General features: G+C 69.0%; 29 protein-coding genes, 1 tRNA gene and 1 pseudogene. 16 read left to right on the top strand and 15 right to left on the bottom strand.

All coding sequences use genetic code 11. From position 1 onward, the window contains the following. Nucleotides 1–126 precede the first annotated feature (126 nt). On the top strand, nucleotides 127–1,248 hold the full coding sequence (locus tag FHU35_RS17915; RefSeq protein WP_145741095.1) for a 5-methyltetrahydropteroyltriglutamate--homocysteine S-methyltransferase: 1,122 nt from the start codon (nucleotides 127–129) through the stop codon (nucleotides 1,246–1,248). 354 nt (nucleotides 1,249–1,602) lie between these two features. Further along, nucleotides 1,603–2,223 (top strand): YigZ family protein, encoded by a 621-nt coding sequence (locus FHU35_RS17905; protein ID WP_145741090.1) that lies wholly within the window; start codon nucleotides 1,603–1,605, stop codon nucleotides 2,221–2,223. A gap of 134 nt (nucleotides 2,224–2,357) precedes the next feature. On the opposite strand, the gene FHU35_RS17900 is transcribed toward FHU35_RS17905, so the two are convergent. Further along, the gene (locus FHU35_RS17900) at nucleotides 2,358–2,954 is read right to left on the bottom strand and encodes a TetR/AcrR family transcriptional regulator (protein WP_145741088.1); all 597 of its coding nucleotides are present in this window, start codon (nucleotides 2,952–2,954) and stop codon (nucleotides 2,358–2,360) included. A gap of 113 nt (nucleotides 2,955–3,067) precedes the next feature. Here FHU35_RS17900 and FHU35_RS17895 point away from each other — a divergent pair, with 113 nt between their 5' ends. The 4 genes from FHU35_RS17895 to FHU35_RS17880 all read left to right on the top strand — a co-directional run bounded on the left by FHU35_RS17895 (nucleotide 3,068) and on the right by FHU35_RS17880 (nucleotide 5,622). Next, nucleotides 3,068–4,189 carry a DUF418 domain-containing protein gene (locus FHU35_RS17895; RefSeq protein ID WP_425474153.1) on the top strand — a complete coding sequence of 374 codons (1,122 nt, stop codon included), beginning with the start codon at nucleotides 3,068–3,070 and terminating at the stop codon, nucleotides 4,187–4,189. Nucleotides 4,190–4,279: 90 nt separating this feature from the next. Further along, the gene (locus FHU35_RS17890) at nucleotides 4,280–4,471 is read left to right on the top strand and encodes a DUF1949 domain-containing protein (protein ID WP_342788516.1); all 192 of its coding nucleotides are present in this window, start codon (nucleotides 4,280–4,282) and stop codon (nucleotides 4,469–4,471) included. A 229-nt stretch (nucleotides 4,472–4,700) separates the two neighbouring features. Further along, on the top strand, nucleotides 4,701–5,162 hold the full coding sequence (locus FHU35_RS17885) for a MerR family transcriptional regulator (protein ID WP_145741084.1): 462 nt from the start codon (nucleotides 4,701–4,703) through the stop codon (nucleotides 5,160–5,162). A gap of 34 nt (nucleotides 5,163–5,196) precedes the next feature. Further along, the gene (locus FHU35_RS17880; protein WP_145741082.1) at nucleotides 5,197–5,622 is read left to right on the top strand and encodes a hypothetical protein; all 426 of its coding nucleotides are present in this window, start codon (nucleotides 5,197–5,199) and stop codon (nucleotides 5,620–5,622) included. 79 nt (nucleotides 5,623–5,701) lie between these two features. On the opposite strand, the gene FHU35_RS17875 is transcribed toward FHU35_RS17880, so the two are convergent. Further along, a complete protein-coding gene (locus tag FHU35_RS17875) occupies nucleotides 5,702–6,274 on the bottom strand; it encodes a phosphatase PAP2 family protein (protein WP_145741080.1) in 573 nt (190 codons plus the stop codon). Between the two features lie 147 nt (nucleotides 6,275–6,421). On the opposite strand from FHU35_RS17875, the gene FHU35_RS17870 reads away from it, so the two are divergent. After that, the gene (locus FHU35_RS17870) at nucleotides 6,422–6,964 is read left to right on the top strand and encodes a chorismate mutase (RefSeq protein ID WP_145741078.1); all 543 of its coding nucleotides are present in this window, start codon (nucleotides 6,422–6,424) and stop codon (nucleotides 6,962–6,964) included. 7 nt (nucleotides 6,965–6,971) lie between these two features. Here the strand turns inward: FHU35_RS17870 and FHU35_RS17865 are convergent, their stop codons facing one another. From FHU35_RS17865 to FHU35_RS17855, 3 genes are all read right to left on the bottom strand, one after another. Beyond that, a complete protein-coding gene (locus FHU35_RS17865) occupies nucleotides 6,972–8,114 on the bottom strand; it encodes a serine hydrolase domain-containing protein (RefSeq protein WP_222429416.1) in 1,143 nt (380 codons plus the stop codon). Nucleotides 8,115–8,307: 193 nt separating this feature from the next. Then, entirely contained in the window at nucleotides 8,308–9,495 is a 1,188-nt protein-coding gene (locus tag FHU35_RS17860) for a cobalamin-independent methionine synthase II family protein (RefSeq protein ID WP_145741073.1), read from the bottom strand. Between the two features lie 134 nt (nucleotides 9,496–9,629). After that, the gene (locus FHU35_RS17855) at nucleotides 9,630–10,136 is read right to left on the bottom strand and encodes a GNAT family N-acetyltransferase (protein WP_145741071.1); all 507 of its coding nucleotides are present in this window, start codon (nucleotides 10,134–10,136) and stop codon (nucleotides 9,630–9,632) included. Between the two features lie 140 nt (nucleotides 10,137–10,276). Here FHU35_RS17855 and FHU35_RS17850 point away from each other — a divergent pair. Continuing rightward, a tRNA-Lys gene (locus FHU35_RS17850) sits at nucleotides 10,277–10,352 on the top strand. 349 nt (nucleotides 10,353–10,701) lie between these two features. Here the strand turns inward: FHU35_RS17850 and FHU35_RS17845 are convergent. From FHU35_RS17845 to FHU35_RS17835, 3 genes are read right to left on the bottom strand one after another with little or no spacing between them, the layout of a single operon-like run. Beyond that, complete coding sequence (locus FHU35_RS17845; RefSeq protein ID WP_145741069.1) at nucleotides 10,702–11,109, bottom strand: arsenate reductase ArsC; 408 nt, start codon at nucleotides 11,107–11,109, stop codon at nucleotides 10,702–10,704. 37 nt (nucleotides 11,110–11,146) lie between these two features. Then, nucleotides 11,147–12,232, bottom strand: a complete 1,086-nt coding sequence (arsB, locus tag FHU35_RS17840; RefSeq protein WP_145741067.1) for an ACR3 family arsenite efflux transporter — start codon at nucleotides 12,230–12,232, stop codon at nucleotides 11,147–11,149. Continuing rightward, nucleotides 12,229–12,597, bottom strand: coding sequence for an ArsR/SmtB family transcription factor (locus FHU35_RS17835; protein WP_145741065.1), 369 nt, complete (start codon nucleotides 12,595–12,597; stop codon nucleotides 12,229–12,231). The genes arsB and FHU35_RS17835 overlap by 4 nt, the downstream gene beginning before the upstream one ends. 84 nt (nucleotides 12,598–12,681) lie before the next feature. Between FHU35_RS17835 and FHU35_RS17830 the strand changes: the two genes are divergently transcribed. Continuing rightward, on the top strand, nucleotides 12,682–13,122 hold the full coding sequence (locus tag FHU35_RS17830; protein WP_145741063.1) for an ArsI/CadI family heavy metal resistance metalloenzyme: 441 nt from the start codon (nucleotides 12,682–12,684) through the stop codon (nucleotides 13,120–13,122). A 146-nt stretch (nucleotides 13,123–13,268) separates the two neighbouring features. On the opposite strand, the gene FHU35_RS17825 is transcribed toward FHU35_RS17830, so the two are convergent. Continuing rightward, a complete protein-coding gene (locus tag FHU35_RS17825; RefSeq protein WP_145741062.1) occupies nucleotides 13,269–13,568 on the bottom strand; it encodes a YrhK family protein in 300 nt (99 codons plus the stop codon). A gap of 180 nt (nucleotides 13,569–13,748) precedes the next feature. Here FHU35_RS17825 and FHU35_RS17820 point away from each other — a divergent pair, with 180 nt between their 5' ends. Continuing rightward, nucleotides 13,749–14,672 (top strand): MBL fold metallo-hydrolase, encoded by a 924-nt coding sequence (locus tag FHU35_RS17820; protein WP_222429415.1) that lies wholly within the window; start codon nucleotides 13,749–13,751, stop codon nucleotides 14,670–14,672. 3 nt (nucleotides 14,673–14,675) lie between these two features. Here the strand turns inward: FHU35_RS17820 and FHU35_RS17815 are convergent, their stop codons facing one another. From FHU35_RS17815 to folP, 4 genes are all read right to left on the bottom strand, one after another. Then, the gene (locus tag FHU35_RS17815; protein WP_145741060.1) at nucleotides 14,676–15,512 is read right to left on the bottom strand and encodes an undecaprenyl-diphosphate phosphatase; all 837 of its coding nucleotides are present in this window, start codon (nucleotides 15,510–15,512) and stop codon (nucleotides 14,676–14,678) included. A 149-nt stretch (nucleotides 15,513–15,661) separates the two neighbouring features. Then, nucleotides 15,662–15,868: a hypothetical protein gene (locus FHU35_RS17810; protein ID WP_145741059.1), complete on the bottom strand. Its 207-nt coding sequence runs from the start codon at nucleotides 15,866–15,868 to the stop codon at nucleotides 15,662–15,664. A 179-nt stretch (nucleotides 15,869–16,047) separates the two neighbouring features. Further along, complete coding sequence (locus FHU35_RS17805) at nucleotides 16,048–16,791, bottom strand: pyrimidine reductase family protein (RefSeq protein ID WP_145741058.1); 744 nt, start codon at nucleotides 16,789–16,791, stop codon at nucleotides 16,048–16,050. Beyond that, complete coding sequence (gene folP / locus FHU35_RS17800; RefSeq protein ID WP_145741057.1) at nucleotides 16,791–17,657, bottom strand: dihydropteroate synthase; 867 nt, start codon at nucleotides 17,655–17,657, stop codon at nucleotides 16,791–16,793. The genes FHU35_RS17805 and folP overlap by 1 nt, the downstream gene beginning before the upstream one ends. 114 nt (nucleotides 17,658–17,771) lie before the next feature. Between folP and FHU35_RS17795 the strand changes: the two genes are divergently transcribed. Next, nucleotides 17,772–18,566 carry an alpha/beta fold hydrolase gene (locus tag FHU35_RS17795; protein ID WP_145741056.1) on the top strand — a complete coding sequence of 265 codons (795 nt, stop codon included), beginning with the start codon at nucleotides 17,772–17,774 and terminating at the stop codon, nucleotides 18,564–18,566. 5 nt (nucleotides 18,567–18,571) lie between these two features. On the opposite strand, the gene FHU35_RS17790 is transcribed toward FHU35_RS17795, so the two are convergent. Further along, entirely contained in the window at nucleotides 18,572–19,186 is a 615-nt protein-coding gene (locus tag FHU35_RS17790; RefSeq protein ID WP_145741055.1) for a TetR/AcrR family transcriptional regulator, read from the bottom strand. 81 nt (nucleotides 19,187–19,267) lie between these two features. Here FHU35_RS17790 and wzt point away from each other — a divergent pair. After that, nucleotides 19,268–19,999: pseudogene (wzt, locus tag FHU35_RS29665) on the top strand (galactan export ABC transporter ATP-binding subunit Wzt/RfbE); the annotation flags it as partial. 57 nt (nucleotides 20,000–20,056) lie between these two features. Continuing rightward, nucleotides 20,057–20,428 (top strand): ArsC/Spx/MgsR family protein, encoded by a 372-nt coding sequence (locus tag FHU35_RS29660; protein ID WP_222429430.1) that lies wholly within the window; start codon nucleotides 20,057–20,059, stop codon nucleotides 20,426–20,428. Between the two features lie 63 nt (nucleotides 20,429–20,491). Here the strand turns inward: FHU35_RS29660 and FHU35_RS17780 are convergent, their stop codons facing one another. Beyond that, nucleotides 20,492–20,791 carry a hypothetical protein gene (locus tag FHU35_RS17780; RefSeq protein WP_145741053.1) on the bottom strand — a complete coding sequence of 100 codons (300 nt, stop codon included), beginning with the start codon at nucleotides 20,789–20,791 and terminating at the stop codon, nucleotides 20,492–20,494. A gap of 413 nt (nucleotides 20,792–21,204) precedes the next feature. Between FHU35_RS17780 and FHU35_RS17775 the strand changes: the two genes are divergently transcribed. The 3 genes from FHU35_RS17775 to FHU35_RS17765 all read left to right on the top strand — a co-directional run bounded on the left by FHU35_RS17775 (nucleotide 21,205) and on the right by FHU35_RS17765 (nucleotide 23,512). Beyond that, nucleotides 21,205–21,831: a superoxide dismutase family protein gene (locus FHU35_RS17775; RefSeq protein WP_145741052.1), complete on the top strand. Its 627-nt coding sequence runs from the start codon at nucleotides 21,205–21,207 to the stop codon at nucleotides 21,829–21,831. Nucleotides 21,832–21,952: 121 nt separating this feature from the next. After that, nucleotides 21,953–23,107: a tRNA dihydrouridine synthase DusB gene (dusB, locus tag FHU35_RS17770; protein ID WP_145741051.1), complete on the top strand. Its 1,155-nt coding sequence runs from the start codon at nucleotides 21,953–21,955 to the stop codon at nucleotides 23,105–23,107. 3 nt (nucleotides 23,108–23,110) lie between these two features. Continuing rightward, entirely contained in the window at nucleotides 23,111–23,512 is a 402-nt protein-coding gene (locus tag FHU35_RS17765) for a hypothetical protein (protein ID WP_186459482.1), read from the top strand. The last annotated feature ends 142 nt before the right edge of the window (nucleotides 23,513–23,654 follow it).

Below are 23,654 nucleotides of genomic sequence, written 5' to 3'. Positions count from 1 at the left end.
ACCGTATGTACCGAATTGTCCTTGGTCACACGCCGTGAACGACTGTGCCGCACCCGACCGGGATCTGTTTTCGGAAAATGAAAACTCGGCTAGGCACACGGGTACCCGAGAACTATGTTGCGTGCCATGAGCCCACGTGTTGCACCTCCGTTCCGGGCCGACCACGTCGGCAGCCTGCTCCGCCCCGAGCACCTGTTGGAAGCCCGGGAGTCGCACGCGGCCGGCCGGATCGACGACGCCGAGCTGCGCGGGATCGAGGACGAGGCGATCACCCAGGTCGTCAAGATGCAGGAGGACGTCGGTCTCCAGAGCGCCACCGACGGGGAGTTCCGCCGCAGCTCATGGCACATGGACTTCCTCTACCAGCTGCAGGGCGTCGAGCGCGTCGACGACAACAGCCTCAAGGTCCAGTTCCACAACGCCCAGGGTGACATCGAGTTCATCACCCCCGATCTGAAGGTCGCCGGCAAGATCGACCTCGCCGGCACGATCTTCGCCGATGCCTTCCGCTTCCTGGCGTCGAAGACCACCAGGAACACGCCGAAGCTGACCATCCCCTCCCCGGGAATGCTCACCTACCGCGGCGGTCCCGCGGCCGTCGACTCCGACGTCTACCCGGACATGGCGGAGCTCCGCTCCGACCTGGCCGCCGCGTACCGCGCCGAGGTCCGCGCGCTGGCCGACATGGGCTGCCACTACCTGCAGCTCGACGACACCAGCCTCGCCTACCTCAACGACCCCAAGCAGCGGGAGATGCTCAACGCCCGCGGCGAGGACGGCGAGAACGCGCACGTCAGGGACATCGAGCTGATCAACGAGTCGCTGCGCGGGCGTCCGGACACGCTGACGGTGACCACGCACATGTGCCGGGGCAACTTCCGGTCGTCGTGGGTGGCCGAGGGCGGCTACGACTTCGTCGCCGAGGCGCTGTTCGGCCAGCTCGAGGTCGACGGCTTCTTCATGGAGTTCGACGACGAGCGCTCGGGCTCCTTCGCCCCGCTTCGCTACGTCCCCCAGGGCAAGCACGTGGTGCTGGGCCTGGTGACGACCAAGCGCGGCGAGCTGGAGTCCAAGGACGAGCTCAAGCGCCGCATCGACGAGGCGGCCAAGTACGTGGACCTCGACCAGCTGTGCCTGTCCCCGCAGTGCGGTTTCGCCTCGACCAAGGACGGCAACGCGCTGACCTACGAGGAAGAGGTCGCCAAGCTCCGCCTGGTCGTGGAAACGGCGCAGGAGGTGTGGGGCTGATCGTTCGCGGGCGGTTGCGCAGGGCAGCCGCCCGCGGCTCAGGCCGCTTCTTCCAGGAAGCGGCCCGCCACCAAGCCCGGTGCTTCGGCTCCGTCGAATCTCACCCAGAGAACGGGGCCTTCGAAGACCTGCGGGAGACCGGTGGCCGCCTCCACCACCGTGCCCTCCTGATCACGGAACCGGCCGAACGTGGCACGCACCCGCACGCCTGGTTCAAACGGGCTCGATGATTGCTCCATGAGGGTGGACGGTACGTGGCCGCACCGACAACGCGGAAATCGCCCGCCCCTTCTATGGAAATCACCACACGTCCGCGAGTGAACCCGGGTGGGAGGATGACCGCGGGGAGGGTTGATGCGGACGATCAAGCGGCCGGGCGAGCACGAGATCGAGGTGCGGAAATCCCGGTTCCTCTGCTCGCTGGCGCGGGTGACCGAGGAATCCGAGGCGCGGGAGTTCATCCAGCTCCAGCGCAAGACGCATCACGACGCCCGGCATCACTGCTCCGCGTTCGTGCTCGGCGACTCCGGCGAGATCCAGAAGTCCAGCGATGACGGCGAACCCGCGGGCACGGCCGGGGTGCCGATGCTGGAAGTGCTGCGCCGCAACGAGATCACCAACACCGTCGCCGTGGTGACCCGCTACTTCGGCGGGGTGCTGCTGGGCGCGGGCGGGCTGGTCCGCGCCTACGGCGGCGCGGTGTCGGCGGCGATCGAGCACGTCGGCCTGCTGTGGCGGCGGCCGGTCCGGGTCGTGTCGGTCGAGGCGGACTACCTGCTGGCCGGAAGATTGGACAACGACCTGCGTTCGGCCGGTTACCAGGTCGCCGACACCTCCTACGACGCGTCGGTTCGCTTCCAGGTCAACGTGCCCGTCGAGGACGTCGAGGAGTTCCGGACCTGGCTGGCGGCCACCACCGCGGGCGCGGCTGAACCCTCCGAGGGACCGCTGATCCACGCCGAGCTGAGCCTCTAGTTCTGCGGCTCGCACCAACGCGTTCGGCTCGTCGTGGGTCGTGTGGGTGGGGTGGGGAGGTTTTCATGAAAACTTCCCCACCACACACACGACAGGCATCAGGTTCCACCACCCGAAGCAATCCCCGAACCAGTTCAGGAGAACAGCCGGTCCAGGTAGTGGTCCACGGCCGCGACCGCCTCCGCCGGCGTGCGGTGTCCCAGCAGGAGCCCGAAGGACAGGCCGTCGGGGACCACCACCAGCAGCTCCGCCTCGCGCTTCGGATCGCGGTCGGCGGGCAACTCGCCTTCGTCCTGAGCTCGTCGCAGCTCTGCGGCCACCCAGTCCTCCAGCTGCGGCCAGGACTGGCGGTAGAGCTCGGCCAACCTAGGTGAGCCCAGCGCGCGGACGAAGAACGAGACCGCGGTGAGGAACTCGGTGCGGCTCTCCTCGGACAGCGCGAGCATCTCGATCATCAGCACACGCAGGACCTCGCGCGGGCGCGGAATCGTCACCGCGACGTCGAACTGCGCCTTGATCCGCTGCTCGGCGCGGCTGTTCACGTGCTCCATCGCGTGGGCGAGCATGTCGTCCTTGGAGCGGAAGTAGTGCTGCACCGCGCCCATCGACACGCCTGCCTCCGCGGCGACGTCGCGGAGGCTCACCGCCTCCAGCCCGCCCTTGCTGGCCAGCCGCATCAACGCCTCGGCGATCTCGCTGCGCCGGGCCTCGTGGTCCACCCGTTTCGGCACGCTCCACAACCTTTCCAATGCAATCGCATTGCAAACAGCTGCCGAGGCTGTTTACCATGCAGTCGCATTGTAACCTTCCGTATCCAGCGGAGGATCCGACCTGGGGGACGACATTGACTCAGCTGCACGCGCCACCGTCGCGGTTGACCGCGATCGACCTGGTGCGCGGCGTGGCCATCCTAGGCACGCTCGGCACCAACATCTGGATCTTCACCACCCCGAACGGACCGGCCGATCTGCTCAGCACCGCGAACCCGGACACGTTCTCCGGCGCCGTCGAGACCGCGCTGCGCACGCTGGCCAACGGCAAGTTCCTCGCACTGCTCACGCTGCTGTTCGGCGTCGGTCTCGAACTCCAGTACCGCTCGGCGCTGCGACGCAGCGGACGCTGGCCCGGCTGGTACCTGTGGCGCGCCGCGCTGCTGTTCACCGAAGGACTCCTGCACTACCTGCTGATCTTCGAGTTCGACGTGCTGATGAGCTACGCGGTGACCTCGATGCTGGTGGCCTACCTGATCGGCCGCAGCGACCGGGCCACCGGATGGTGGATCGGCGTGATGGGCGCGCTGCACGTGGCGTTCATCGGCCTGGTCACGGCGGCGCTGCTCAGCGGCACGGCGTCCATGAGCGGGCAGCCCACCGACCTCTACACCCGCGGCAGCTGGCCCCAGCAGATCGCGGCACGACTGGCGGACTGGCCGACCTACCGGCTGGAAGCGATCTTCATCATCCCGATGTCGGTCGCGCTGTTCCTCGTCGGCGCCCGACTGCAGCGGGCGGGCGTGTTCGCCGCCGACGGCCAGCGGCTGCGGAACCGGTTGATGATCGCCGGTCTCGGCCTCGGCGTGCCGCTGAACCTGCTCACCGCGTTCGCCGGACCGGGGTGGTTCATGGTCGACCGCTACGTGCTGCCGTCGCTGGTCGCGCTCGGGCTGCTCGGGCTGATCCCGTCGGTGCTGCGCGGCACCGGACTGATCGGGCTCGGTTTGACCTCGGTGGGCCGGACCGCGCTGTCCTGCTACGTCTTCCAGAACCTGGTGGCGTGCGTGCTCTGCTACGGATGGGGACTGGGCTTGGCCGCAGAGCTGGACTGGGCGCGGCCGTGGTGGACGATCGCGGCCTGGGCGGGGATCTGCGCGACGTTCATGACGCTGTCGACGTGGTGGCTGCGTCACCACCAGCGGGGTCCGTTGGAGGCGGTCTGGCACTGGGCCTACCTGCTGCCCCAGCGCTGAGGCTGCCGCTCCACCGTCCCGTCGACGGCTTCAGGACGTCGCCGCAGCGGCGGTCTCGTCGGCGTTGGCAGGGGCGGCCGGAGGGACTACCTGCTGGCCGGAAGAGTGGACAACGATCTGCGTTCGGCCGGTTACCAGGTCGCCGACACCTCCTACGACGCGTCGGTTCGCTTCCAGGTCAACGTGCCCGTCGAGGAGTTCCGGACCTGGCTGGCCGCCACCACCGCGGGCGCGGCCGAGCCCTCCGAGGGACCACTGATCCACGCCGAGCTGAGCCTCTAACGCTGGTCCGAGAGCGGTGCGGGCGGGACCTGAGCGGCTCCGTGGACCCGTGCGCCACTCCTCGATGGATCGACCACGCGTGCGGCTCCGGCGCTCTTCCGCAGATTCGCGCAGCTCGGCAGGAGGCTGCGACTGGGCAGAGGCGGCAAACGCAGCTGTCCAACTACCCGGTTATGGGCTATTTTGGGGGAGTCGGCATGTCGGAAATCGCGACGTGAGGAGGTGCGTCATGGCGTCCACGCTCAGCCGCGAGGATCTCGATCGGAAGGTCGAGGCAACGTTCGACGCCGTCGACAAGCTCGATGAACAGGTCGTCGTGATCGAGCAGACGTTGCCCGAACAAGCCCGTGAGATCCAGTCGGTCATGAGCTCCATGCTGAGCCAGGTGCCCCCGCTGGGGACGGTGCTGGCCAGCAGGCTGCTCGAGGTCGACCGCAAGACCGTCGCTCACTGGGCAGACCAAGGACTGCTGGTCGAGGTCGACGAGGGCACTTCACACCGTCGGCGGTTCGACCCGTTGCGCTTGCACCAGGTCCGGCACGTGGTGCGTCAACTCCGCAGTGCTGGGCAATCCCGCAACCTGCTCGATGCGATCTGGTTCCGCCTCGAGGACCAGGCCGTGCTCGATCGCGAGGACCTCGCGCGCAGCCTGCAGCAGCTGCGCGACGGCGACGTCGTCGAGGCGTACTGATCGCTCGGTCGGTGCCCTGTGGCACTCTGCTCGAATGCCCGTTGTCGTGATGATGACCCGTGAGGCAGAGCAGCAGCGAAAGCGTCTGCGCGGCAGCGTGGAGAAGTCGTACACCAGTTGGCTCGAGCGGATCCGCAACGATGGGTGCCGAGCCATGGGATACCGGATGACCGGCGCGATAGTCGAGCACCTCTGCGTCCAGCACCTCCGCGACAACTGGCGCGTGATCGCGAGCTTTCACAGCCCGCGGCGCGCCACCGTCCTTCTCATCGGCCAGCACCTCGATCACGCCCCCGCACTCGACGTCTACGCGAGGTTGTACGCACTGGCCGGCGTCGAGCCTCCCGGCAGCAAACGAACCAAGCCGCCCTGCTGCGACGGGCAAGGGCTGCCACCGGAGTGGAACGAGCAGTGCCAAGACGTCGTCGACCACGCTCGCGCGATCACACGGCGCGGCTGACCTGCCCCTGCGGCGAGAGCCGCCAGTCCGATCTCGACCGCGCGAGCGACGGTCCTCCTCGTCCAAGCCGAGATGCAGTTCAGGACGTGGCTGACGTGGGTTCCACGTCCGCACCGATCGCTTCCGCAGGCGGCCGTCGAGCGCCGGGTTTGGCGGCGATGGCGGCGATCAGGCCGATGAGCGAGCCGAAGAGCAGGCCGAAGAGCACGTCGTGCGGGTAGTGCACGCCGATGAACACCCGCAGGAACGCCTCCAGCAACGCCGCGATCGCGACCACCGCGATGCTCTTGCGCCACAGCACGGCCACGGTCATCGCGAACGCCGCTGCTGTGGCCGCGTGACCGCTGGGCAGCGACCAGATCCCGACCTCGCTGCAGTGCTCGACTGTGCGCACCGGAAGCACGTTGCACGGCCGGGGCTGCTCGAAGATGCCCTTGACCAGACCGTTGAGCACCCAGGTCGTCCCGCCCGAGAGCAGGATCGCCAGCATCGCGCGCAACCTCCGGTCGACTCGCCACCAGACGAACGCGGCGACCGGGATGAACGCGAGCAGCAGCACGTCGGTGACGACCAGCGCACCGGCCTTCACCCAGGCCGGCGAGAGGTCGCCCCATCCGGCGATGATCCGGTAGAGATCGGCGCTGTAATCCACCACACCCACACTAACCGGACATGCGGCACCGGCCACCCACCCTCACGACCTCGGCATGACGATCCCGTGCGGCCGGGAGAAGTTGGTTGCCGTGCGGGGCATTCGGGTGTTGAGTGGGGAGGAATGATCTTCCAGGAGGGGTCTGCGATGCGTCCGTTGATCGTCGGTGGTGCTGCGCTGGCGGCTGTTCTGGGACTCGGCGCTCCGGCTCAGGCCGAAGGCGCGCTGGACCCGCTGGTGGGTTCGGCCGCGCAGCGCGTCGTGCTGTCCGACCAGGTGGCGGCTGCCAAGTGGGGAACGGACTCACCGATCGAAGACCCGGAGCGCGAGCAGCAGGTGCTCGACGGGGTCGCCGCCGACGCGGCGGAGCTCGGGCTCGATCCCGAGGAGGCGAAGCGGGTCTTCCGCGACCAGATCGAGGCGAGCAAGCTCGTGCAGCGCGGGCTGCACGCCTACTGGACCGCGCACCCCGACCAGCAGCCGACCGAACGTCCCGACCTCGGCGAGATCCGCCCCGAGCTGGACCGCCTCGGCGACGAGATCCTCCTGGCGCTCCGCGACACCGACGAGCTGCGCGACGGGCCCTCGTGCCCCGGCGACCTGCTCGGCGCCTACGCGCACACCGCGTCCGGTCTCGGCGTCCTGCACCAGGCCGGGCTCGGCCGCGCCATCCCGTCGATCTGCTCCTGACCTCGACTCAGTCCAGGGCCTGGTAGGTCGTGGTCTCGAAGTCCTGGAAGTGCGGTGCCCCACCGGTCAGCGCGCGCTGGGTGAGCAGGATCGCGATCAGGTCCTCGGCGGGTTCGGCGAACGCCGTGGTCCCGAATCCGCCGCTCCAGCTGAACTGTCCGACTCCGGGCATCCCGATCCGCCGTGTCACCACGCCCTGGCCGAACGCCCATCCCATGTTGTCGGGCAGAGCTCCTGCGGCGGAAGGCTTCTGCGTCTCGATGAGGCGGTCGGTGGTGAGCAGTTCGACCGACGCGCGGGACAGGATCCGGGTGCCCTCGTGCGTCCCGCCGGCCAGCAGCATCCGGTAGAACGTCAGGAAATCATCAGCCGTGGACAGCAATCCACCGGCACCGGATCCGAAATCCGGTGGCGCGGAAGGCGATACGGGGTACGGGAGGAGGACGCCGTCGTCGGGCATGTAGACGGAGGCGACGCGGTCCTCGGCGGCGGTGCAGAAGCCGGTCTCGCGCATCCCGAGCGGCTCGAAGATCCGCTCGCGCAGGACGTCTCCGAGTTCGCGGCCGGTCGCGCGGGCCATCAGAACCCCGAGCGCGTCCGATCCGGTGTGGTAGAGCCACTGCTCGCCGGGCTGGTGCGCGAGCGGCAGCTCACCGAGCCGCCGCATCCACTCGTCGGGTGCGATGCCCGGGTCGACCGGTGACGGCGACAGACCCGCTTCGTGCATCGCCTTCGCGATCGGCACGTCACCGGGCACGGCGCCGAGCCCGAAGGTGAAGGTCAGCAGGTCTCGCGCGGTGATCGGCCGAGCAGCGGGAACGGTGTCGGACAGCGGGGCGTCCGGGCTGACCAGCACGCGGCGATCGGCCAGTTCGGGCAGCAGCGGATCGACCGGGTCGTCCAGCCGGAGCACGCACTCCTCCACCAGCGTCATCACGGCCGCGGCGGTGATCGGCTTGGTCATCGAGGCGATGCGGAAGATCGTGTCGCGGCGCATCGGCTCCCCGCCGATCGACAACGATCCGAACGCGTCGATGTGCGTTTCACCGCCGCGGCTGACCGCGGTCACCGCCCCCGGAAGGGTGCCGTCGGCGATGTAGCCGCCCATCACCTCGCGCATCCGCGCGAGCCTGGCCTGATCGAATCCCACGTGGTCCTCCTCCTCGTCCCGGCTGTTCTGACTCGACGGCGCTCCGGAACTCATCGCCACCGGAACAGACCAACTGGAGGTGGTCCCAGAACGACTCAGGGGAGGGGAGACCGCCCACGTCGCGCACCGATCTCGTCAGCCTATTCGAAACCCGAAGCAGCGCACCGGGATCTAACCCCGGCGCGCCCTCCTGTCATCGGCTCCAGAGGTGCTGCGAAGCCAGCTTCGCGCCTTCGGCGAGGGCGGAGAGCTTCGCCCACTGGATCTCCTCGTGCACCCGCTTGATGAACGCGCCCTGCGCGAACCCGCAGTCGGTCCCGGCGAGCACGTTGTCCCGCCCGACGACGCCCGCCAGCCGCACCAGCCGCTGCGCGACCAGCTGCGGGTGCTCGACGACGTTGGTGTGGTGGGTGACCACGCCGGGGATGAGCTTCTTGCCGTCCGGCAGCTTCACGTCCTCCCACACGCGCCACTCGTGCTCGTGCCGCGGATTCGCCTGCTCCATCGCATAAGCACCGGCGTTGACCTGCAGGATCAGGTCGATGACGTCGCGCAGCGGTGGGTCGAACGCGTGCGGACCGTGCCAGCTGCCGAAGCACACGTGGTACCGGACGCGATCCTCCGGCAGCCCTTCCAGCGCGTGGTTGAGCGCGCGCACGCGCAGTTCCGCCCAGCGCCGGTAGTCGTCGAAGGAGCCGCCGCCGGCCAGGATCGTGTCGCACTCGTGCATCAGCACGGCGTCGTCGACCTGCAGCAGCAGACCGCTGTCGACGATCGCCCGGTACTCCTGCTTGAGCACGTCGGCCAACGCGAACACGAACTCCTCCTCGGAGTCGTAGTGCTCGTTGGTCAGCCAGTAGGCGCTCGCCGGCGCGACCACGGGCAGGAACGCTTCGACGCCTTCGTGCTGCGCCACAGCGGTTTTCACGTTCGCGATGTCGCGGTCGATCGCGGTCCGGTCGTAGCGCAGCGGGCCGGTGCAGTACCAGGCCGACGGCGGTTGGTCGGCGGTCTGGGCGTTGCTCTTGCGGGTGGCGGCCTCGTCGAGCGCGTCGAGTTCGGCGTAGGCACCGGGGAACGACTGCCGGTCGCGGCTCGGCGGAAGCACGCTCGATCCTTCGAGTTCGATCGACCGCGACCCCAGGCCGCTGACCCGTTCGTAGAGGTAGGTGATCCAGCTGACCTTGCCCATCTCGCCGTCGTCGACCACGTCGACGCCGGCCTCGACCTGCTTTCGGACCACGTCGTCCACGGATGCGGTCAGGCAGGTCTGGTAGGCGGCGTCGTCCACAGCGGCACCGCCGGCCTTCGCGGACAGGAACGACAGGAGCTCGGTAGGACGGATCAGGCTTCCGGTGTGCGTCGCAAGGATCCTGCTCACAGCTCTCCTCATGCCGACGACCTGAAGAACGCGGCCCCCATGACCGCACCCCGAACCCTTCTCCGCCCGGCACCCGCGGTCAACACCCGCACGACCCGAACGCCCTGCCCCAACCGGTCCCACTCGCGACGACCTCAGAGCGGGAGCCCCACGAACACGACGTCTTCGAGACGATCACCGAGATCAGCGACCGCGGGCAGACGCCCCCACTCCTGGAAACCGCGGGCCCGGAAGAGGCGGAGACTCCGCTCGTTCGAGGCGAAGATCGTGGTCGCGATGGTTTGGAAGCCCAGCTCGGGAGCCCGCGCGACGGCCTGGCCCAGCAGGTGCTCGCCCTGCCCCCGACCCCGGTGCTCGGGATGCAGGTACAGCGCCAGATCAGCGGTGATGTCATACCCGCGCCGTCCGTTGAGGAACGGTTCCAACGACACGTAGCCGGTCACGACGGTCGGCGAACCCGGCTCGTGGCCGACCCACACCGGGTAGCGATCCGGATCGGATTCGGCGAACCACGCCTCCCGCGAAGCGACCGTGATCGGCTCCCAATCGCAGGTCGCCGACCGTTCCGGGATCACCGAGTTGTAGATGTCCACGATCGCGGGGAGATCCGCACGCGTGGCGAGCCGATGCGCGTAGGTCATGACCACGTCCGCCCTTCGGGTTCGACCGGAAGCCCGCGCTGTCGCGCAGCACGGCGAAGCGTGCCAGGACGTGATCTCGACGGGAAATGCCGCCACCACGAGCCACGAAGATCATCCGGACCTTGTAACCTTGGGCTCGCGGGGCGTTAGCTCAACTGGCAGAGCAGCGGACTTTTAATCCGCGGGTTCAGGGTTCGATCCCCTGGCGCCCCACCAAAACCCCAGGTCAACGGCCTGGGGTTTTTTGCTTTCAAGATCGCCGCCATGCTTTTGCCATGGAGAACGACTCCACTGAGAGACCGCCGCTGGCGAACGGCTGATCACGGGCGAGGGAAACGCGCCGTAGCGTCCCCAGGCAGCCGAGGCGGTATCCATCACACGCGGCCCCACAACCAAGCCCCCCTTGGAGGGGGCGCATGCTCACCACGAACAGTGATCAACTGCACACGGCTGCAACCTTTGACCTCGCGCTTCTGGCTTTCCCGTCCGAAACAACAGGAAACGTCCATCACCAACGGTCCTCATCGGTGGGACGACCGGACACGTCGCCTCAGAACTCGCGGGATCAGGCGCCGGGGATGAGTTCGGCCAGGAGACCTCGGACGCGCCGGTCGATGTCGTCTCGGACCTCGCGGACGTCGTCGACGCCCTTCCCCGCGGGATCGATGAGTTCCCAGTCGAGGTAGCGCTTGCCGGGGAAGACGGGGCACGCATCGCCGCAGCCCATGGTGATGACCACGTCGGCGGCTTCGACCGCGTCGGTGGTGAGCTTCTTCGGGAACTCCTGCGAGAGGTCGAGGTCGAGTTCGTTCATGACCTCGAGCACGGCGGGGTTGATCGTGTCGGCCGGCGCGGATCCGGCGGAGCGCACGGCGATCTTGCCCTGTGCGTGGTGGTGCAGCAGGGCAGCAGCCATCTGGGATCGGCCAGCGTTGTGCACGCAGACGAACAGGACCTCGGGGATGGCGGACACGATGGCTCCCTGGTTCTCGGCGATGTCGTCGTGGTGGCTAGGCGCTGGCCCCGACGCGGTCGGCCTCGGAGGGCGTGAACCAGCGTCGTGCGGCGAGTGAGACGTAGACGAGCGCGACCAGCACGGGCACCTCGATCAGCGGGCCGACGACCCCGGCCAGAGCCTGGCCGCTGGTGACGCCGAAGGTCGCGATCGCCACCGCGATGGCCAGTTCGAAGTTGTTGCCCGCAGCGGTGAACGACAAGGTCGCCGAACGTTCGTAGTTCAGGCCGATGGCCTTGCCGAGCGCGAACGATCCGGCCCACATCACCGCGAAGTAGACGAGCAGCGGCAGCGCGATGCGCGCGACGTCCAGCGGGCTCGATGTGATCGCCTCTCCCTGCAGCGCGAAGAGGATCACGATGGTGAACAGCAGCCCGTAGAGGGCGATCGGGCCGATGCGGGGCAGGAACCGCGACTCGTACCACTCGCGGCCCTTCACGCGCTCGCCGAAGCGGCGGGTGAGGTATCCGGCCAGCAGCGGGATGCCGAGGAAGATCAGCACGTTCTTGGCGATCTCCCAGGCCGAGACCTCCAGTCCCGCGACCGGCAGACCCAGCCACCCGGGCAGCGCGGAGAGGTAGAACCAGCCGAGCCCGGCGAAGGCGATGACCTGGAACACCGAGTTGAGCGCGACCAGCACGGCCGCAGCCTCACGGTCCCCGCAGGCCAGGTCGTTCCAGATGATGACCATCGCGATGCAGCGCGCCAAGCCGACGATGATCAGCCCGGTCCGGTACTCGGGCAGGTCCGGCAGGAACATCCAGGCCAGCGCGAACATCAGCGCCGGGCCGAGCACCCAGTTGAGCACGATCGAGGAGACCATCAGCCGCTTGTCGCCGGTGACGGTGTCGAGCCGGTCGTAGCGGACCTTGGCCAGCACCGGGTACATCATGACCAGCAGGCCCAGGGCGATGGGCAGCGAAACCCCGTCGATCTGCACGGCATCCAGCGCAGAGCCCAGCCCGGGGATCCATCGGCCGGCCAGGAGCCCGAGGACCATCGCGGCACCGATCCACACCGGCAACAACCGGTCCAAGGCGGACAGCTTCGCCACGACGGCGTTGCCCTGGGTCTGCGTCATGCCGTCACCGCCACGTCCTGAGCGGGAACCAGCGAGTCCGACAGCAGGCGCAGGGTGTCCGGGCGGACGCGGTAGTAGATCCAGGTCCCGCGCCGCTCGCCCTCGATCACCCCGGCCTCGCGCAACACCTTGAGGTGGTGCGAGATCGTCGGCCCCGACAACTCGAACGCTCCCGTCAGGTCGCAGACGCAAGCCTCACCACCGGCGTGCGAGGCGATCAGGGACAGCAGCCGCAGCCGCACCGGCTCGCCGAGGGCCTTGAACACCCGTGAGAGCGTCCCCGCCTTCTCGGCATCGAGCGGCTCCCGCATCACCGGCGAGCAGCACAGCGCCCCGTCATCGACGGGCGACTCCTGATTCGACATGCTTCTATCTTGACATCCGTCAAATCAAGGGCGCAAGCTTCGAGCATCCATCTGATTCGATGGGCATCGAATTAAGGGGTTGAGATGTCTCGCATGCAACTGGCTCTCCGCGTGGGCGACCTGGAGGGCTCGATCGCGTTCTACTCGAAGCTCTTCGGTGCCGAACCGGCCAAGCTCCGGCCCGGCTACGCCAACTTCGCCATCGCCGAACCACCGCTCAAGCTCGTACTCCTCGAAGGCGAATCCGGGCAGGACACCGCCATCGACCACCTGGGCGTGGAGGTCGGAAGCACCGAGCAGGTCAGCAACGCCACCGACCGGCTCAAGGCCCTCGGGCTGTTCACCGAAGTCGAGGAGGACACCACCTGCTGCTACGCCCGCCAGGACAAGGTCTGGGTCCACGGCCCCGGACGGGAGCCCTGGGAGGTCTACGTGGTCAAGGCCGACGCCCAAAACTTCGGCGCCTCACCCACCGAGGAAGGCGCCACACCCTGTTGCACCACCGATGAAGCCGTCAGCGCATAACTCACCCTCGATCGCGGTCCGGCCACCATCAGGAGAGGCCGGGCCGCAGGACGTCCAAAGCGCGCCGACCTTGCACGACTGGCGATCATTCGCACGTGAGTTCCGACATGAGCGTTGTGAAGATCGAGCTCATCGGGGGCTTTCGGTCAGAACTCCTGGACTTCGGCGCCTGGGGCGTGGAGGTCGGCGGAGCGGACACGGCCCATGTGCACGTTCCTGCTGAGCCGGATCGCGGGGCGGATCAGCAGCTCGATACTTCCCAACAGGAAGAACCACGTGCCGGCCTCGGCGGTCTCCGGGGAGAAGAACAAGATGCTGCCGACGACGAACCAGACCGCGACCAGGATGTCGTTGCTGATGCTCAGCACCTCGTAGCGCCTGCGGAGCATCAGCTCCTTGTTGCCGATCGTCACGACCAGCGGTCGCGGGCCCTGCTTCTCGGCCATCTCGACACCCCTTCCCGCCGGTGACCCACGCCTTCCACAGACCTGTGCGCCAACGCCCACACTACCGATCCGACGTGCGCGAACGCCGCTTCCCGTTCGCTCCTGCCCGGAAGCAAGTCCACAATGGACAATCCCCGCCGTGGCGGGAATACCGATCGGCGGGCGCCGGTTGGTCCTCGTGTGAGTTCTGCGTTGAGGTTCGGCCCGTACGAGGTGCGGCGCGTCGTCGAGTGGGTCGGGCCGATCGCGCCGGTGAGCAAGGTGCTGCCCGACACGCCCGCGTCGTACTGGGCGGAGAACGAGGACTGGCTCGTCCCGTCCCACCTCGACGGGGAGAGCTACCGGGCGGCGATCCAGACCTGGGTGATCGAGGGCGCCGGCGAGACGATCCTCGTGGACACGGGTGTGGGCAACGATCGCGATCGCCCGCAGATCCCGGTCTTCTCGCACCTCCAGACCGACTTCCTCGCGCGCCTCGACAGCGCGGGCATCGACCGGAACGCGGTCACGTGCGTCGTCAACACCCACATCCACTACGACCACGTCGGCTGGAACACCACGCTGGCCGACGGCGCGTGGGTGCCGACCTTCCCGAACGCCCGCTACGTCGTTCCCGCGCGCGACCGGGAGCACTTCCGCCCGGAGAACGCCGACCGGATGCGGGCGCCGACGACCGAGGACGAGCGGCGCCGCTTCGAGGGCAGCCGGCTCGTGTACGCCGACAGCGTGGCGCCCATCGACGAGGCCGGTCAGCTGGAGACCTGGGACGACGAGCTGCGGCTCGCCCCCGCCCTCCGGCTCGAACGCGCGTCCGGGCACACGCCCGGATCGTCCGTCCTCTGGCTCGAAGCCGGCGACGGTGCCGTGTTCGTCGGCGACCTGACCCACAGCCCGGTGCAGGTCCCGCGCACGGATGACGCCTGCGCCTTCGATCTCGACCGGGACGAAGCGCGCCGCGCCCGGCACGACGTCCTCGGACGGGCCGCTCGAACCGGGGCCACGATCTTCCCCGCCCACTACGCGGGCCAGGGCGCGATGACGATCACCCCGCAGGACGAGAGCGGGTTCACCATCGGTGCCTGGGCACCGCTGCCGCCGCTCTAGAGATCAGGTGGCAGGACCTGATGCGGGGTCGAGGACGCCCGTGAAGACCAGGGCCAGGATCACCAGGCCGAGGATGACGCGGTAGACGACGAACGGCACGAAGGTGCCGCGCTTGATGTAGGCCATGAGCCAGGCGACGACCGCGTACCCGACCACGAAGGACACCAGCGTCGCCACGAGCGTGGGTCCCCAGGCCGGGGCGTTGCCCGCGCCGATGTCGGTCAGCTTATACAGCCCGGACCCGAACACGGCCGGTGCTGCCAGCAGGAACGAGTACTCGGCGGCGTCCGCGCGCCGGTAGCCCATGAGCAGGCCCGCCGTCGTCGTACCGCCCGAGCGCGACACACCGGGGATCAGGGCGAGCGCCTGAGCCAGGCCGTAGGCGAGACCGCGCGGAACGTTCAGGTCGTCGAGGGTGCGTTCCTTCCTGCCGTACCGGTCGGCCCATCCGAGCAGCAGCCCGAAGCCGATCAGCACCAGGGCGGTCAACCGGAGATCGCGGAACGCGGAGTCGATCGCGTCCTCGAACAGGACACCGAGCACGACCACGGGGATCGTGCCGACGATGATCAGCCACCCCATCCTGGCGTCGGGATCGCGGCGGAGCTCAGGGCGGTAGAACGACCGGAACCAGTTCCGCAGGATCGAGCCGATCTTCTTCGCGAAGTACGCGAGGATCGCCAGCTCCGTCCCGATCTGGATCACCGCGGTGAACGCCGCGCCCGGGTCGTCCCACCCGGCGAACGCAGCCACGACGCGCACGTGCGCGCTGGAGGAGACCGGCAGGAACTCGGTCAGCCCCTGCACCAAACCCAGCACGACCGCTTCGAACCAACCCACGGCAGACCCTCCGTCACGTGCAGCGCCGACACCGCACCGCTCCCGCGATCAGGATGCCCACCCCGGCCTGGCACCCCCGCAGCGGGTGCGCCCACGAAGAACCCCAGGTCTCGGAAGACCTGGGGCCGTTCGCCTGGCGGGTGGTGGTGCTACTCGGCGAGCTTGGTGATCGACTGCGCCCAGAGGAAGTACTTGTTGGTGCCGAGGTCGCGGACGGTCTTGATGCCGAAGGCGGAATTGAGCTGCTCCGCGTCGGATTCGCTGACGCCCTGCAACGCTCCCACCGGTGCGTCTGCCAGTTCCGCCAAGCTCTTGCCCTCGTAGGCCTTGACCACCTTGCTAGCGAGGTCTCCCATGCGAGTCGCCCTCCAAAGTCTCGGTCCAGCGGACTGATTGGGAGCCTAGGAGCGGCACGGACAACAGCAACCTGAAGGAGACCCTGCAGGCCGATCGAGTGTCACCCGGTCCGATGAACCACACCCCGGGCGACCACGCGATGTCGATCACCTCGCCGATCGGTGGACGCGGGGCCAGGTCAGCGCTTGATCAGATAGCGCAGGAGCAGCGTGTCGTCCTGGAGCAGCACCGAGTCGAGGGTCAGCGCTGCCGGGTCGATGCCCGTGCCCGTCGCGATCCGCCCCGCCGCTCCGGAGACCAGCAGCGGCGAGAGCGTCAGCCGGAGCTCGTCGACCACGCCCGCCTCGATCAGCGCGCCGAACAGGTGCGGCCCACCGTCGCAGTGGATCCGGCGGAGACCGCGTTCGGCCAGGGCCGCCGTCGCCGCCGCGAGGTCCACTTCGGACTCCCCGGCGACCAGCACCTCGGCACCGGCCGCCCGCCACTGCTCGCGCAGTTCGAGAGGCGCTGCGCGGCAGGTGATCACGATCGTCGGGACCTTGGCGTCGGTGATGACCGGTGCGTCCGCCGGGAGCGTCCCGCCGGAGGTCACGACCGCGATGCGGGTGATCGGGTCGAGCCCGTGGCGCTCGCGGAACGCGATCTCGTCCGCGTCGGGGTCGAAGCCGCGGAACTCCTCGATGACGGCGGTGTTCGCGCCGACGAGGATGACGTCCGAAAGCCGGCTGCCCAGCGGGTACACCTCGCGGTCCGCCGCGTTCGTCAGACCGCCGGAGCGACCGGCGATCTCGACCGCGCCGTCCACGCTCGACACGAAGTTCACGGCCAGCCACGGGGAATCGCCGTCCGGGTAGCCGTAGAGGCGTTCGAGTTCCGGACGGTCGACGCTTCCCGCTTCGTCCGCGGGCCACAAGCGATGCATCAGTCCACGTACCTCTCCACGCGCGCGGGTGCTCGTCGGCCGTCGATGGTCGCGACCATTTCCAGGGTGTGGCGGGTTTCGCGGACCTGGTGGGCCCGGAACATGACCGCGCCCTGCTGAGCTGCCAGCGCGGTCGCGGCGAGCGTGCCGGTCACACGGTCGTCCAGCTCCACGGCCAGCGACTCGCCCACCACGTTCTTGTTGCTCATCGCCATGAGCACCGGCCAGCCGGTGTCCACCAGCTCCGGCAGCCTGCGGAGGATCTCCAGGGACTGGTAGGTGTTCTTGCCGAAGTCGATCGCCGGGTCGATCAGCACGCCCTCGCGCGGAACGCCGAGGGACACCGCCCGCTCGGCGAGCTTCGTCGTCTGGTCGATGACGTCGGCGACGACGTCCTCGTAGTGCGGGCGCGAGGGATCCGTTCGCGGCTCCAGCCCACCGGTGTGCGAGCAGACGTAGCCGGCGCCGTACTGCGCGGCCACGTCGAGCATCTCGGGGTCGGCGCCCTGCCAGGTGTCGTTGAGCAGGTCCGCCCCGGCCTGGCAGACCCGGTCGGCGACCTCGTGCCGGTAGGTGTCGATGCTGATGATCAGGTCCGGGAACTCCGCGCGCGCCCACTCCAGGGTCGGCAGCACCCGGCGGATCTCCTCCTCGACCGTCACCTCGGGTCCCGGGCTCGCCGGGATCCCCCCGATGTCCAGGACATCGGCGCCCTCGGCGACCGCGCTCGCGATCGCCGTCCGCGCCCGGCCCTCCTCGAAGGTCGCGCCGTGGTCGTAGAACGAATCCGGCGTGCGGTTGACGATCGCCATGATCAGCGCCCGGTCGCTGACCACCGCACGACCTCGAAAGGCCAACTCAGGCATCCGGCCCCCTAACTGGGAAAACTCCGCGAGGTCGCCGAGCCTACCGAACCGAATCGGCCTGATCTGAGCCGATGACGGTGCGCGCCCGGCGTCGATCCTGCTTCGATCAGGCGCATGACCGAGCTGAACGTGACGGTCCTGGCCGATCCCGGTGCCGCCGAACCGCCCGCGGTGTTCGTCCACGGCGTGCTCGCCTGGGGCGACGACGACCTCTACGGCTTCGGCCGCCAGCGGGCGCTGGCCGCGAGCCGCCGGCTCCTGCTGGTGGACCGGCGCGGTCACGGCGGCAGCCCGGATCTCGACGGCCCGCACCGGACCGACTACGAGGTCGACGCCGCCGACGTCGTCTCGCTGCTGGGCGAGGGGGCGCACCTGGTCGGGCACTCCTACGGCGGTGTGGCCGCGCTGCTGGCCGCTTCCCGGCGCCCCGACCTCGTCCGCTCGCTGTGCCTCATCCAGCCGGGATCGCTGCGCGTCGCCGAGGAGCACCCGGTGATCGCGGAATGCCTCGCCCGCAACCGCGCGGCCACCGGCTCGCTGCCTGCGGACATGAGCGCGGAGGACTACTTGGCCCTCGCCACCAGCAGCGTCGGCATGCCATCGCCGGAAGCGACGCCCGAGCGCCTCCGCGCAGCACGCACGAGCATGGGCGAACGGCCCTGCTGGGACGCCGCCGTCGAGCTCGGGCCGATCGCCGACGCCGACTGGCCCTCGCTCGTGGTCGTCGGCGACTGGGCGAGCGCACCGGAGGCGTACCGGCGCCTCGCGGGCGAACCGCTCACCATCGCCGCCCAGGTCCTCGCCGAGCGCATCGGCGCGGACCTGCTGACGGTCCCCGGCTTCTACCCGCACGTCCAGGAACCGGACCAGGTCAACCGCGCGCTGCTGGACCTCTGGTCCCGCGCCTGAGCCCCTCAATCGCGAGAGGTCAAGTCCGCCAAGGCCATCTCCGCGCTCCGGGACGCCCAGTCGGTCCAGGTCAGACCGTCCGGCCAGGTGTCGCAGCTGGCGGCCCGGTGCACGCAGGAGCCGATGATGGTGCGCGCGGAAAAGCGCACGGCCGCACGCGGTTCGGTCCGAACGACCTCGGCCAGGTGCGGTTCGACGGCGTCGACGAGTGCGCGCTGAACAGCGTCGAGCGCCTGCAACCCGCGCTCGGCCCCTCCCACCGACTGGACGCTGAGCAGTGCGGGGAAGGTCCGGGTGTGACCGGAGAAGGCCCCGGCCATCGCGGCGGTGAAGGCGCCGATCACGCTGCCGAGTCCCGGTTCCGCTGACCGGAGAGCCTGCGACACATCGGTTTCCAGCTGTTCGAGGAGCTGGTCCTTCACGGCTTCGAGGAGCTGCTCCTTGCCGCTGAAGCGGCGGTAGATGGCGCCCACCGACATCCCCGACCGCTCCGCGACGGCCGCGACGGTGAAGTCCTCGATGCCGCCGACGGCGAGGACGTGCTCGGCCGAGGTCAGCACCTTCTGCAAGGTCTCTCGGCTGCGGGCCTGCTGCGGAGGCCGGAAGTGCGGGGCGCTCATCGCCCTGACGCTACCGCCCGCCTTCTCACCGACGATATGGGAATGATAATTTCCATTCTCATTTGGGAGAGAGGTCACGCCGTGGTGAACATCGAGGTGCGCGACGCCTACGTCGATTTCCCGATCTTCGACGCGAAGACGCGCTCGCTGAAGAAGAAGGTCTTCGGGAAGGTCGGCGGCAAGATCGGGACCGACGCCAAGGTGCCCGTCATCGAGGCGCTGCGCGGCGTCACGCTCTCACTGCGCGACGGCGACCGCGTCGCGCTCGTCGGGCACAACGGAGCGGGTAAGTCGACGCTGCTGCGCCTGCTGTCCGGCATCTACGAACCCACCCGCGGAACCGCCCGGATCCGGGGCAAGGTCGCGCCGGTCTTCGACCTCGGCGTCGGGATGGACCCCGAGGTCTCGGGCCACGAGAACATCGTCATCCGCGGCCTGTTCCTCGGGATGACCCGCAAGCAGATGCAGGAACGCGCCGACGACATCGCGGACTTCACCGAGCTGGGCGACTACCTGCACATGCCGCTGCGGACCTACTCCGCGGGCATGCGCGTGCGGCTGGCCCTCGGCGTGGTCACCACCATCGACCCGGAGATCCTGATCCTCGACGAGGGGCTGGGCGCCGTCGACGCGGCCTTCATCGCGAAAGCGCGGCAGCGCATGGTGGACCTGGTCGAGCGCTCCGGAATGCTGGTGTTCGCCTCGCACTCCGACGAACTCCTGCTGGAGCTGTGCACGAAGGCGATCTGGATGGACGAGGGCTCGATCCGGATGACCGGCGACGTGCGCGACGTGCTCGCCGCCTACAAGGGGCACCCGATCACCTGGGCCGCGTCCGGGAACGCGGCGCGTCCTAGGCTGGGTGGTGTGATGGAGATCTGGGTCAATCCGCAGTGCTCGAAGTGCCGTTCCGCCGTCGGTGAGCTCGACGCCGTCGGAGCCGGGTACACCGTGCGGCGATACCTGGAGGACCCTCCGTCCGTCGCCGAGCTCGAAGCGGTGCTGGAGCGGCTGGGGCTGGAACCCTGGGACATCGCGCGCACCGGCGAGGCCGTCGCGAAGGAGCTGGGACTCCGCGAGCTGCCGAAGGATTCCGCGCACCGGGCCGACTGGCTGCGGTTGATGAGCGAGAACCCGAAGCTGATCCAGCGGCCGATCATCACCGCGTCCGAGGGCACGACCGTCGTCGGCCGCGACGCGGAATCGGTGAGCCGCGTGATCGACGCCGAGAAGAACGCCTGATCGCGCGCACCTCATCCCGCTGAGAACCGCTGTCCTCGACGGGGTTCGGCTCGGATCCCTGGGTCAGTCGCGGCGGGTGAGGCGTTCGCCGACGCGGATGATGCGCTCGCCGACGTTCTCGGCGAGTCCGCTGGTGGCGCCGGCGACCTTGTCCGCCGCGGACCGACTCACGGCAGCCGCCTTGATCGCGGCGTCCTCGGTGAACTCGACCGCCACCGCGCCCGCGTGATCCGTCCAGCCCGCGGCTCGTCCGGAGAACCGCGCGACGTGCTCGGACGCGTCGCCGCGAACCTGCTCGTAGAACTTCGCCGTCTGCGCGACCGTGCTGTCGACCAGCTTCGAGAACGCCTCGGGGACCGGCATCGCGACCTCCTCAGGGGACACCGAGCACACACATGTTACTTCGAGTAACAGGTTAGGGAGATCGCGGGCCATCCGCAACGCCCCTGCCCCCGATGGACCGTCCGGACCAGCGCGATCGACCACTCGCTCGAACGGTCCGGCCATATCCATCCACTGTGGACTCAGTGTTCCGACGGGTGACGAAAACCTCTCCGCGGGCCGCTTGATCGTGTCGAGCTGCGATCCGATTCCGGTGCAACCGGAAGGACAACTTCCGCGTGGCCCCTGCGATGCTGGAACGCAACCTTGGGCACATAGGATCAAATTCCCAGGGAAGGCATTGCCCGCGCAGCCGGTGAACAGGCACGGTCCTGGACCCCTCGTGCGGGCAGAAACGGCGCCGATCCGTCGGCAACCACTAAGGACAGATACTCATGCTTCAGCAGCGGACGCGACTGCTCGGTTCGATCCTGAGCCTGTGCACCGCCGGCGCCTTGGTCGCCGGTTGCGGCGGAGGCGACTCGGCCGAGCACGCGCAGCACGAGAACGCCCCGCAGGCTCCCGCCCAGGGTCAGTCCGCTGCGGGCAAGCAGACCTCCGGCTCGTTCGAGAACTTCTCGCCGACCGCCAAGGCCATCACCTACAAGCCGGACCAGGTGCCGGTCGGTGGCCAGATCAACGTGGCCTCCTCCAGCGCCGACGGCAAGAACAAGGTGACCGTCGAGGTCAAGGGACTGCAGCCGAACCGCGCCTACGGCGGGCACGTGCACGTCAAGCCCTGCGGCGCGACCGGCGAGGACGCCGGGTCGCACTACCAGGAGAAGGCCGACCCGGTGAAGCCGTCGGTCGACCCGGCCTTCGCCAACCCGCAGAACGAGGTCTGGCTGGACTTCCACACCGACGCCCAGGGCAACGCCAGCACCACCGCCGAGGGCACCTGGGCCCTGGCCACGCGCGAGGACGCCCAGTCCGTGGTCATCCACGAGACCCACACCCACACCGAGGCCGGCAAGGCGGGCACGGCCGGCGGGCGTCTGGCCTGCATCACCGCGGACTTCTGAGCCGCACGCGCTCACGAGGAGGGCACTCGCCGACAGGGCGGGTGCCCTCCTCGTCTTCGTCGTCGCGCCCGCGACGCAGGTCACCGGTGATCGGGGTCCGGCGTCAGGGACAATGGGCACGATGACCGCTCTGGACCTGCCCGCCGCGACGGGCGCCAAGACGCTGCGGATCGGGCCCCACGAGGTCGATCCGCCGGTGGTGCTCGCACCCATGGCCGGCATCACCAACGTCGCGTTCCGGCGGCTGTGCCGGGAGTACGGCGCCGGGCTGTACGTGTGCGAGATGATCACCAGCCGGGCGCTGGTCGAGCGGCACCCGAAGACGCTGGAGATGATCACCTTCGACGCGGACGAGCGCCCCCGCTCGATGCAGCTCTACGGCGTCGACCCGGTGACCATGGGCAAGGCCGTGCGCATGATCGTCGACGAGGACCTCGCCGACCACGTCGACATGAACTTCGGCTGCCCGGTGCCCAAGGTGACCCGCAAGGGTGGTGGGTCGGCGCTGCCGTACAAGCGGCGGCTATTCGCCGACATCGTGCGCGCCGCCGTCGAGGCAGCCGAGCCCGCCGGCGTGCCGGTCACCGTGAAGTTCCGCATCGGCATCGACGACGAACACCTCACCTACCTCGACGCCGGACGCCTCGCCGAGGAGAACGGCGCGGCCGCGGTCGCGCTGCACGGCCGGACCGCGTCGCAGCGCTACTCCGGGACCGCCGACTGGTCGGCGATCCGGACGCTCAAGGAGCACGTCACCTCCATCCCGGTGCTCGGCAACGGCGACATCTTCAGCGCCGACGACGCGCTGCGGATGGTCGCCGAAACCGGTTGCGACGGCGTGGTCGTCGGCCGCGGCTGCCTCGGACGCCCCTGGCTCTTCCGCGACCTGCAGGCCGCGTTCACCGGGCAGCCCGTTCCGGAAGGCCCCCATCTGGGCGAGGTCTCGCGAGTGCTGCGGCGTCACGCCGAACTGCTCGCCGACCACATGGGCGAGGAGAAGGGCCTTCGGGACCTGCGCAAGCACATGTCGCAGTACCTGCGGGGTTTCCCGATCGGATCGGACCTGCGGCAGGGCTTCGGACTCGTCTCCAGCCTCGCGCAGCTCGACGACCTGCTGGCGCAGCTCGACCCGGACGTGCCGTTCCCGGTCGACGCCGAAGGCCCGCGCGGACGGCAGGGATCAGCGGGCAAGGTCGTGCTGCCGGAGGGCTGGCTCGACGACCCCGAGGACGCCACCGTGCCCACCGGCGCGGAGATCGACTCCAGCGGCGGCTGACCCGTGCGAGTGGTCTGGCCGCTGATCGCCGCACTCTGCGTGTCCGGCTGCACCGCGGCACCGCAGCCTCCGGACTTCCGCGGCTACTTCGCGGACAACAACGCCGCCGCGGCCGCGGGTCCGCAGGCGCAGCAGGAGTTCTTCCGCCGCACGCAGCACCCCGATTTCACCGACAACACGTGCGAACTCGACGATCTCACCGTCCGGCTGGACCCCGCCTGGAGCACGCTGCGGCCCGATCCCGGGTTCGCCACCGACGGCGTGGTCCCGCGCGGCGAGATCTGGGCGATCGGAGTCGAAGTCACCACCCGCGCGAACGGCAGCGCCACCGGTCATCAAATCGGGTCACAACACCTCGTGGTCCTCGACGGACGGACGTTCGCGTTCGCACCCTGTCCCCGATAATCGAAGAACTGCCCGGCACGTCCGAAAGGCGCGCCGTGCGGCCAAGATCACCTCGGTACGGTTGCAGGGCGGTGATGTGAAACCGACACTGGTCTGCTCGTCCGTGCGGGTGGGTCCGAACCGATTCGCCTCCACACCAGGG

It is taken from the genome of Saccharopolyspora dendranthemae (genome assembly GCF_007829955.1).
Classification (GTDB): Bacteria; Actinomycetota; Actinomycetes; order Mycobacteriales; family Pseudonocardiaceae; genus Saccharopolyspora; species Saccharopolyspora dendranthemae.
Note: the sequence above shows the minus strand (reverse complement) of the source record. Positions and strands in the feature narration are given on the sequence as shown.

Excerpts from the sequence above, each read along its gene's own strand:
- FHU35_RS17915 (WP_145741095.1), top strand. The coding sequence starts at position 127 with ATGAGCCCACGTGTTGCACCTCCGTTCCGGGCCGACCACGTCGGCAGC.
- FHU35_RS17905 (WP_145741090.1), top strand. The coding sequence starts at position 1,603 with ATGCGGACGATCAAGCGGCCGGGCGAGCACGAGATCGAGGTGCGGAAA.
- FHU35_RS17885 (WP_145741084.1), top strand. The coding sequence starts at position 4,701 with ATGGCGTCCACGCTCAGCCGCGAGGATCTCGATCGGAAGGTCGAGGCA.
- FHU35_RS17880 (WP_145741082.1), top strand. The coding sequence starts at position 5,197 with ATGCCCGTTGTCGTGATGATGACCCGTGAGGCAGAGCAGCAGCGAAAG.
- FHU35_RS17870 (WP_145741078.1), top strand. The coding sequence starts at position 6,422 with ATGCGTCCGTTGATCGTCGGTGGTGCTGCGCTGGCGGCTGTTCTGGGA.
- FHU35_RS17855 (WP_145741071.1), bottom strand. The coding sequence starts at position 10,136 with ATGACCTACGCGCATCGGCTCGCCACGCGTGCGGATCTCCCCGCGATC.
- arsB (WP_145741067.1), bottom strand. The coding sequence starts at position 12,232 with ATGACGCAGACCCAGGGCAACGCCGTCGTGGCGAAGCTGTCCGCCTTG.
- FHU35_RS17835 (WP_145741065.1), bottom strand. The coding sequence starts at position 12,597 with ATGTCGAATCAGGAGTCGCCCGTCGATGACGGGGCGCTGTGCTGCTCG.
- FHU35_RS17830 (WP_145741063.1), top strand. The coding sequence starts at position 12,682 with ATGTCTCGCATGCAACTGGCTCTCCGCGTGGGCGACCTGGAGGGCTCG.
- FHU35_RS17825 (WP_145741062.1), bottom strand. The coding sequence starts at position 13,568 with ATGGCCGAGAAGCAGGGCCCGCGACCGCTGGTCGTGACGATCGGCAAC.
- FHU35_RS17810 (WP_145741059.1), bottom strand. The coding sequence starts at position 15,868 with ATGGGAGACCTCGCTAGCAAGGTGGTCAAGGCCTACGAGGGCAAGAGC.
- FHU35_RS17805 (WP_145741058.1), bottom strand. The coding sequence starts at position 16,791 with ATGCATCGCTTGTGGCCCGCGGACGAAGCGGGAAGCGTCGACCGTCCG.
- folP (WP_145741057.1), bottom strand. The coding sequence starts at position 17,657 with ATGCCTGAGTTGGCCTTTCGAGGTCGTGCGGTGGTCAGCGACCGGGCG.
- FHU35_RS17795 (WP_145741056.1), top strand. The coding sequence starts at position 17,772 with ATGACCGAGCTGAACGTGACGGTCCTGGCCGATCCCGGTGCCGCCGAA.
- FHU35_RS17790 (WP_145741055.1), bottom strand. The coding sequence starts at position 19,186 with ATGAGCGCCCCGCACTTCCGGCCTCCGCAGCAGGCCCGCAGCCGAGAG.
- FHU35_RS29660 (WP_222429430.1), top strand. The coding sequence starts at position 20,057 with ATGGAGATCTGGGTCAATCCGCAGTGCTCGAAGTGCCGTTCCGCCGTC.
- FHU35_RS17780 (WP_145741053.1), bottom strand. The coding sequence starts at position 20,791 with ATGCCGGTCCCCGAGGCGTTCTCGAAGCTGGTCGACAGCACGGTCGCG.
- FHU35_RS17775 (WP_145741052.1), top strand. The coding sequence starts at position 21,205 with ATGCTTCAGCAGCGGACGCGACTGCTCGGTTCGATCCTGAGCCTGTGC.
- dusB (WP_145741051.1), top strand. The coding sequence starts at position 21,953 with ATGACCGCTCTGGACCTGCCCGCCGCGACGGGCGCCAAGACGCTGCGG.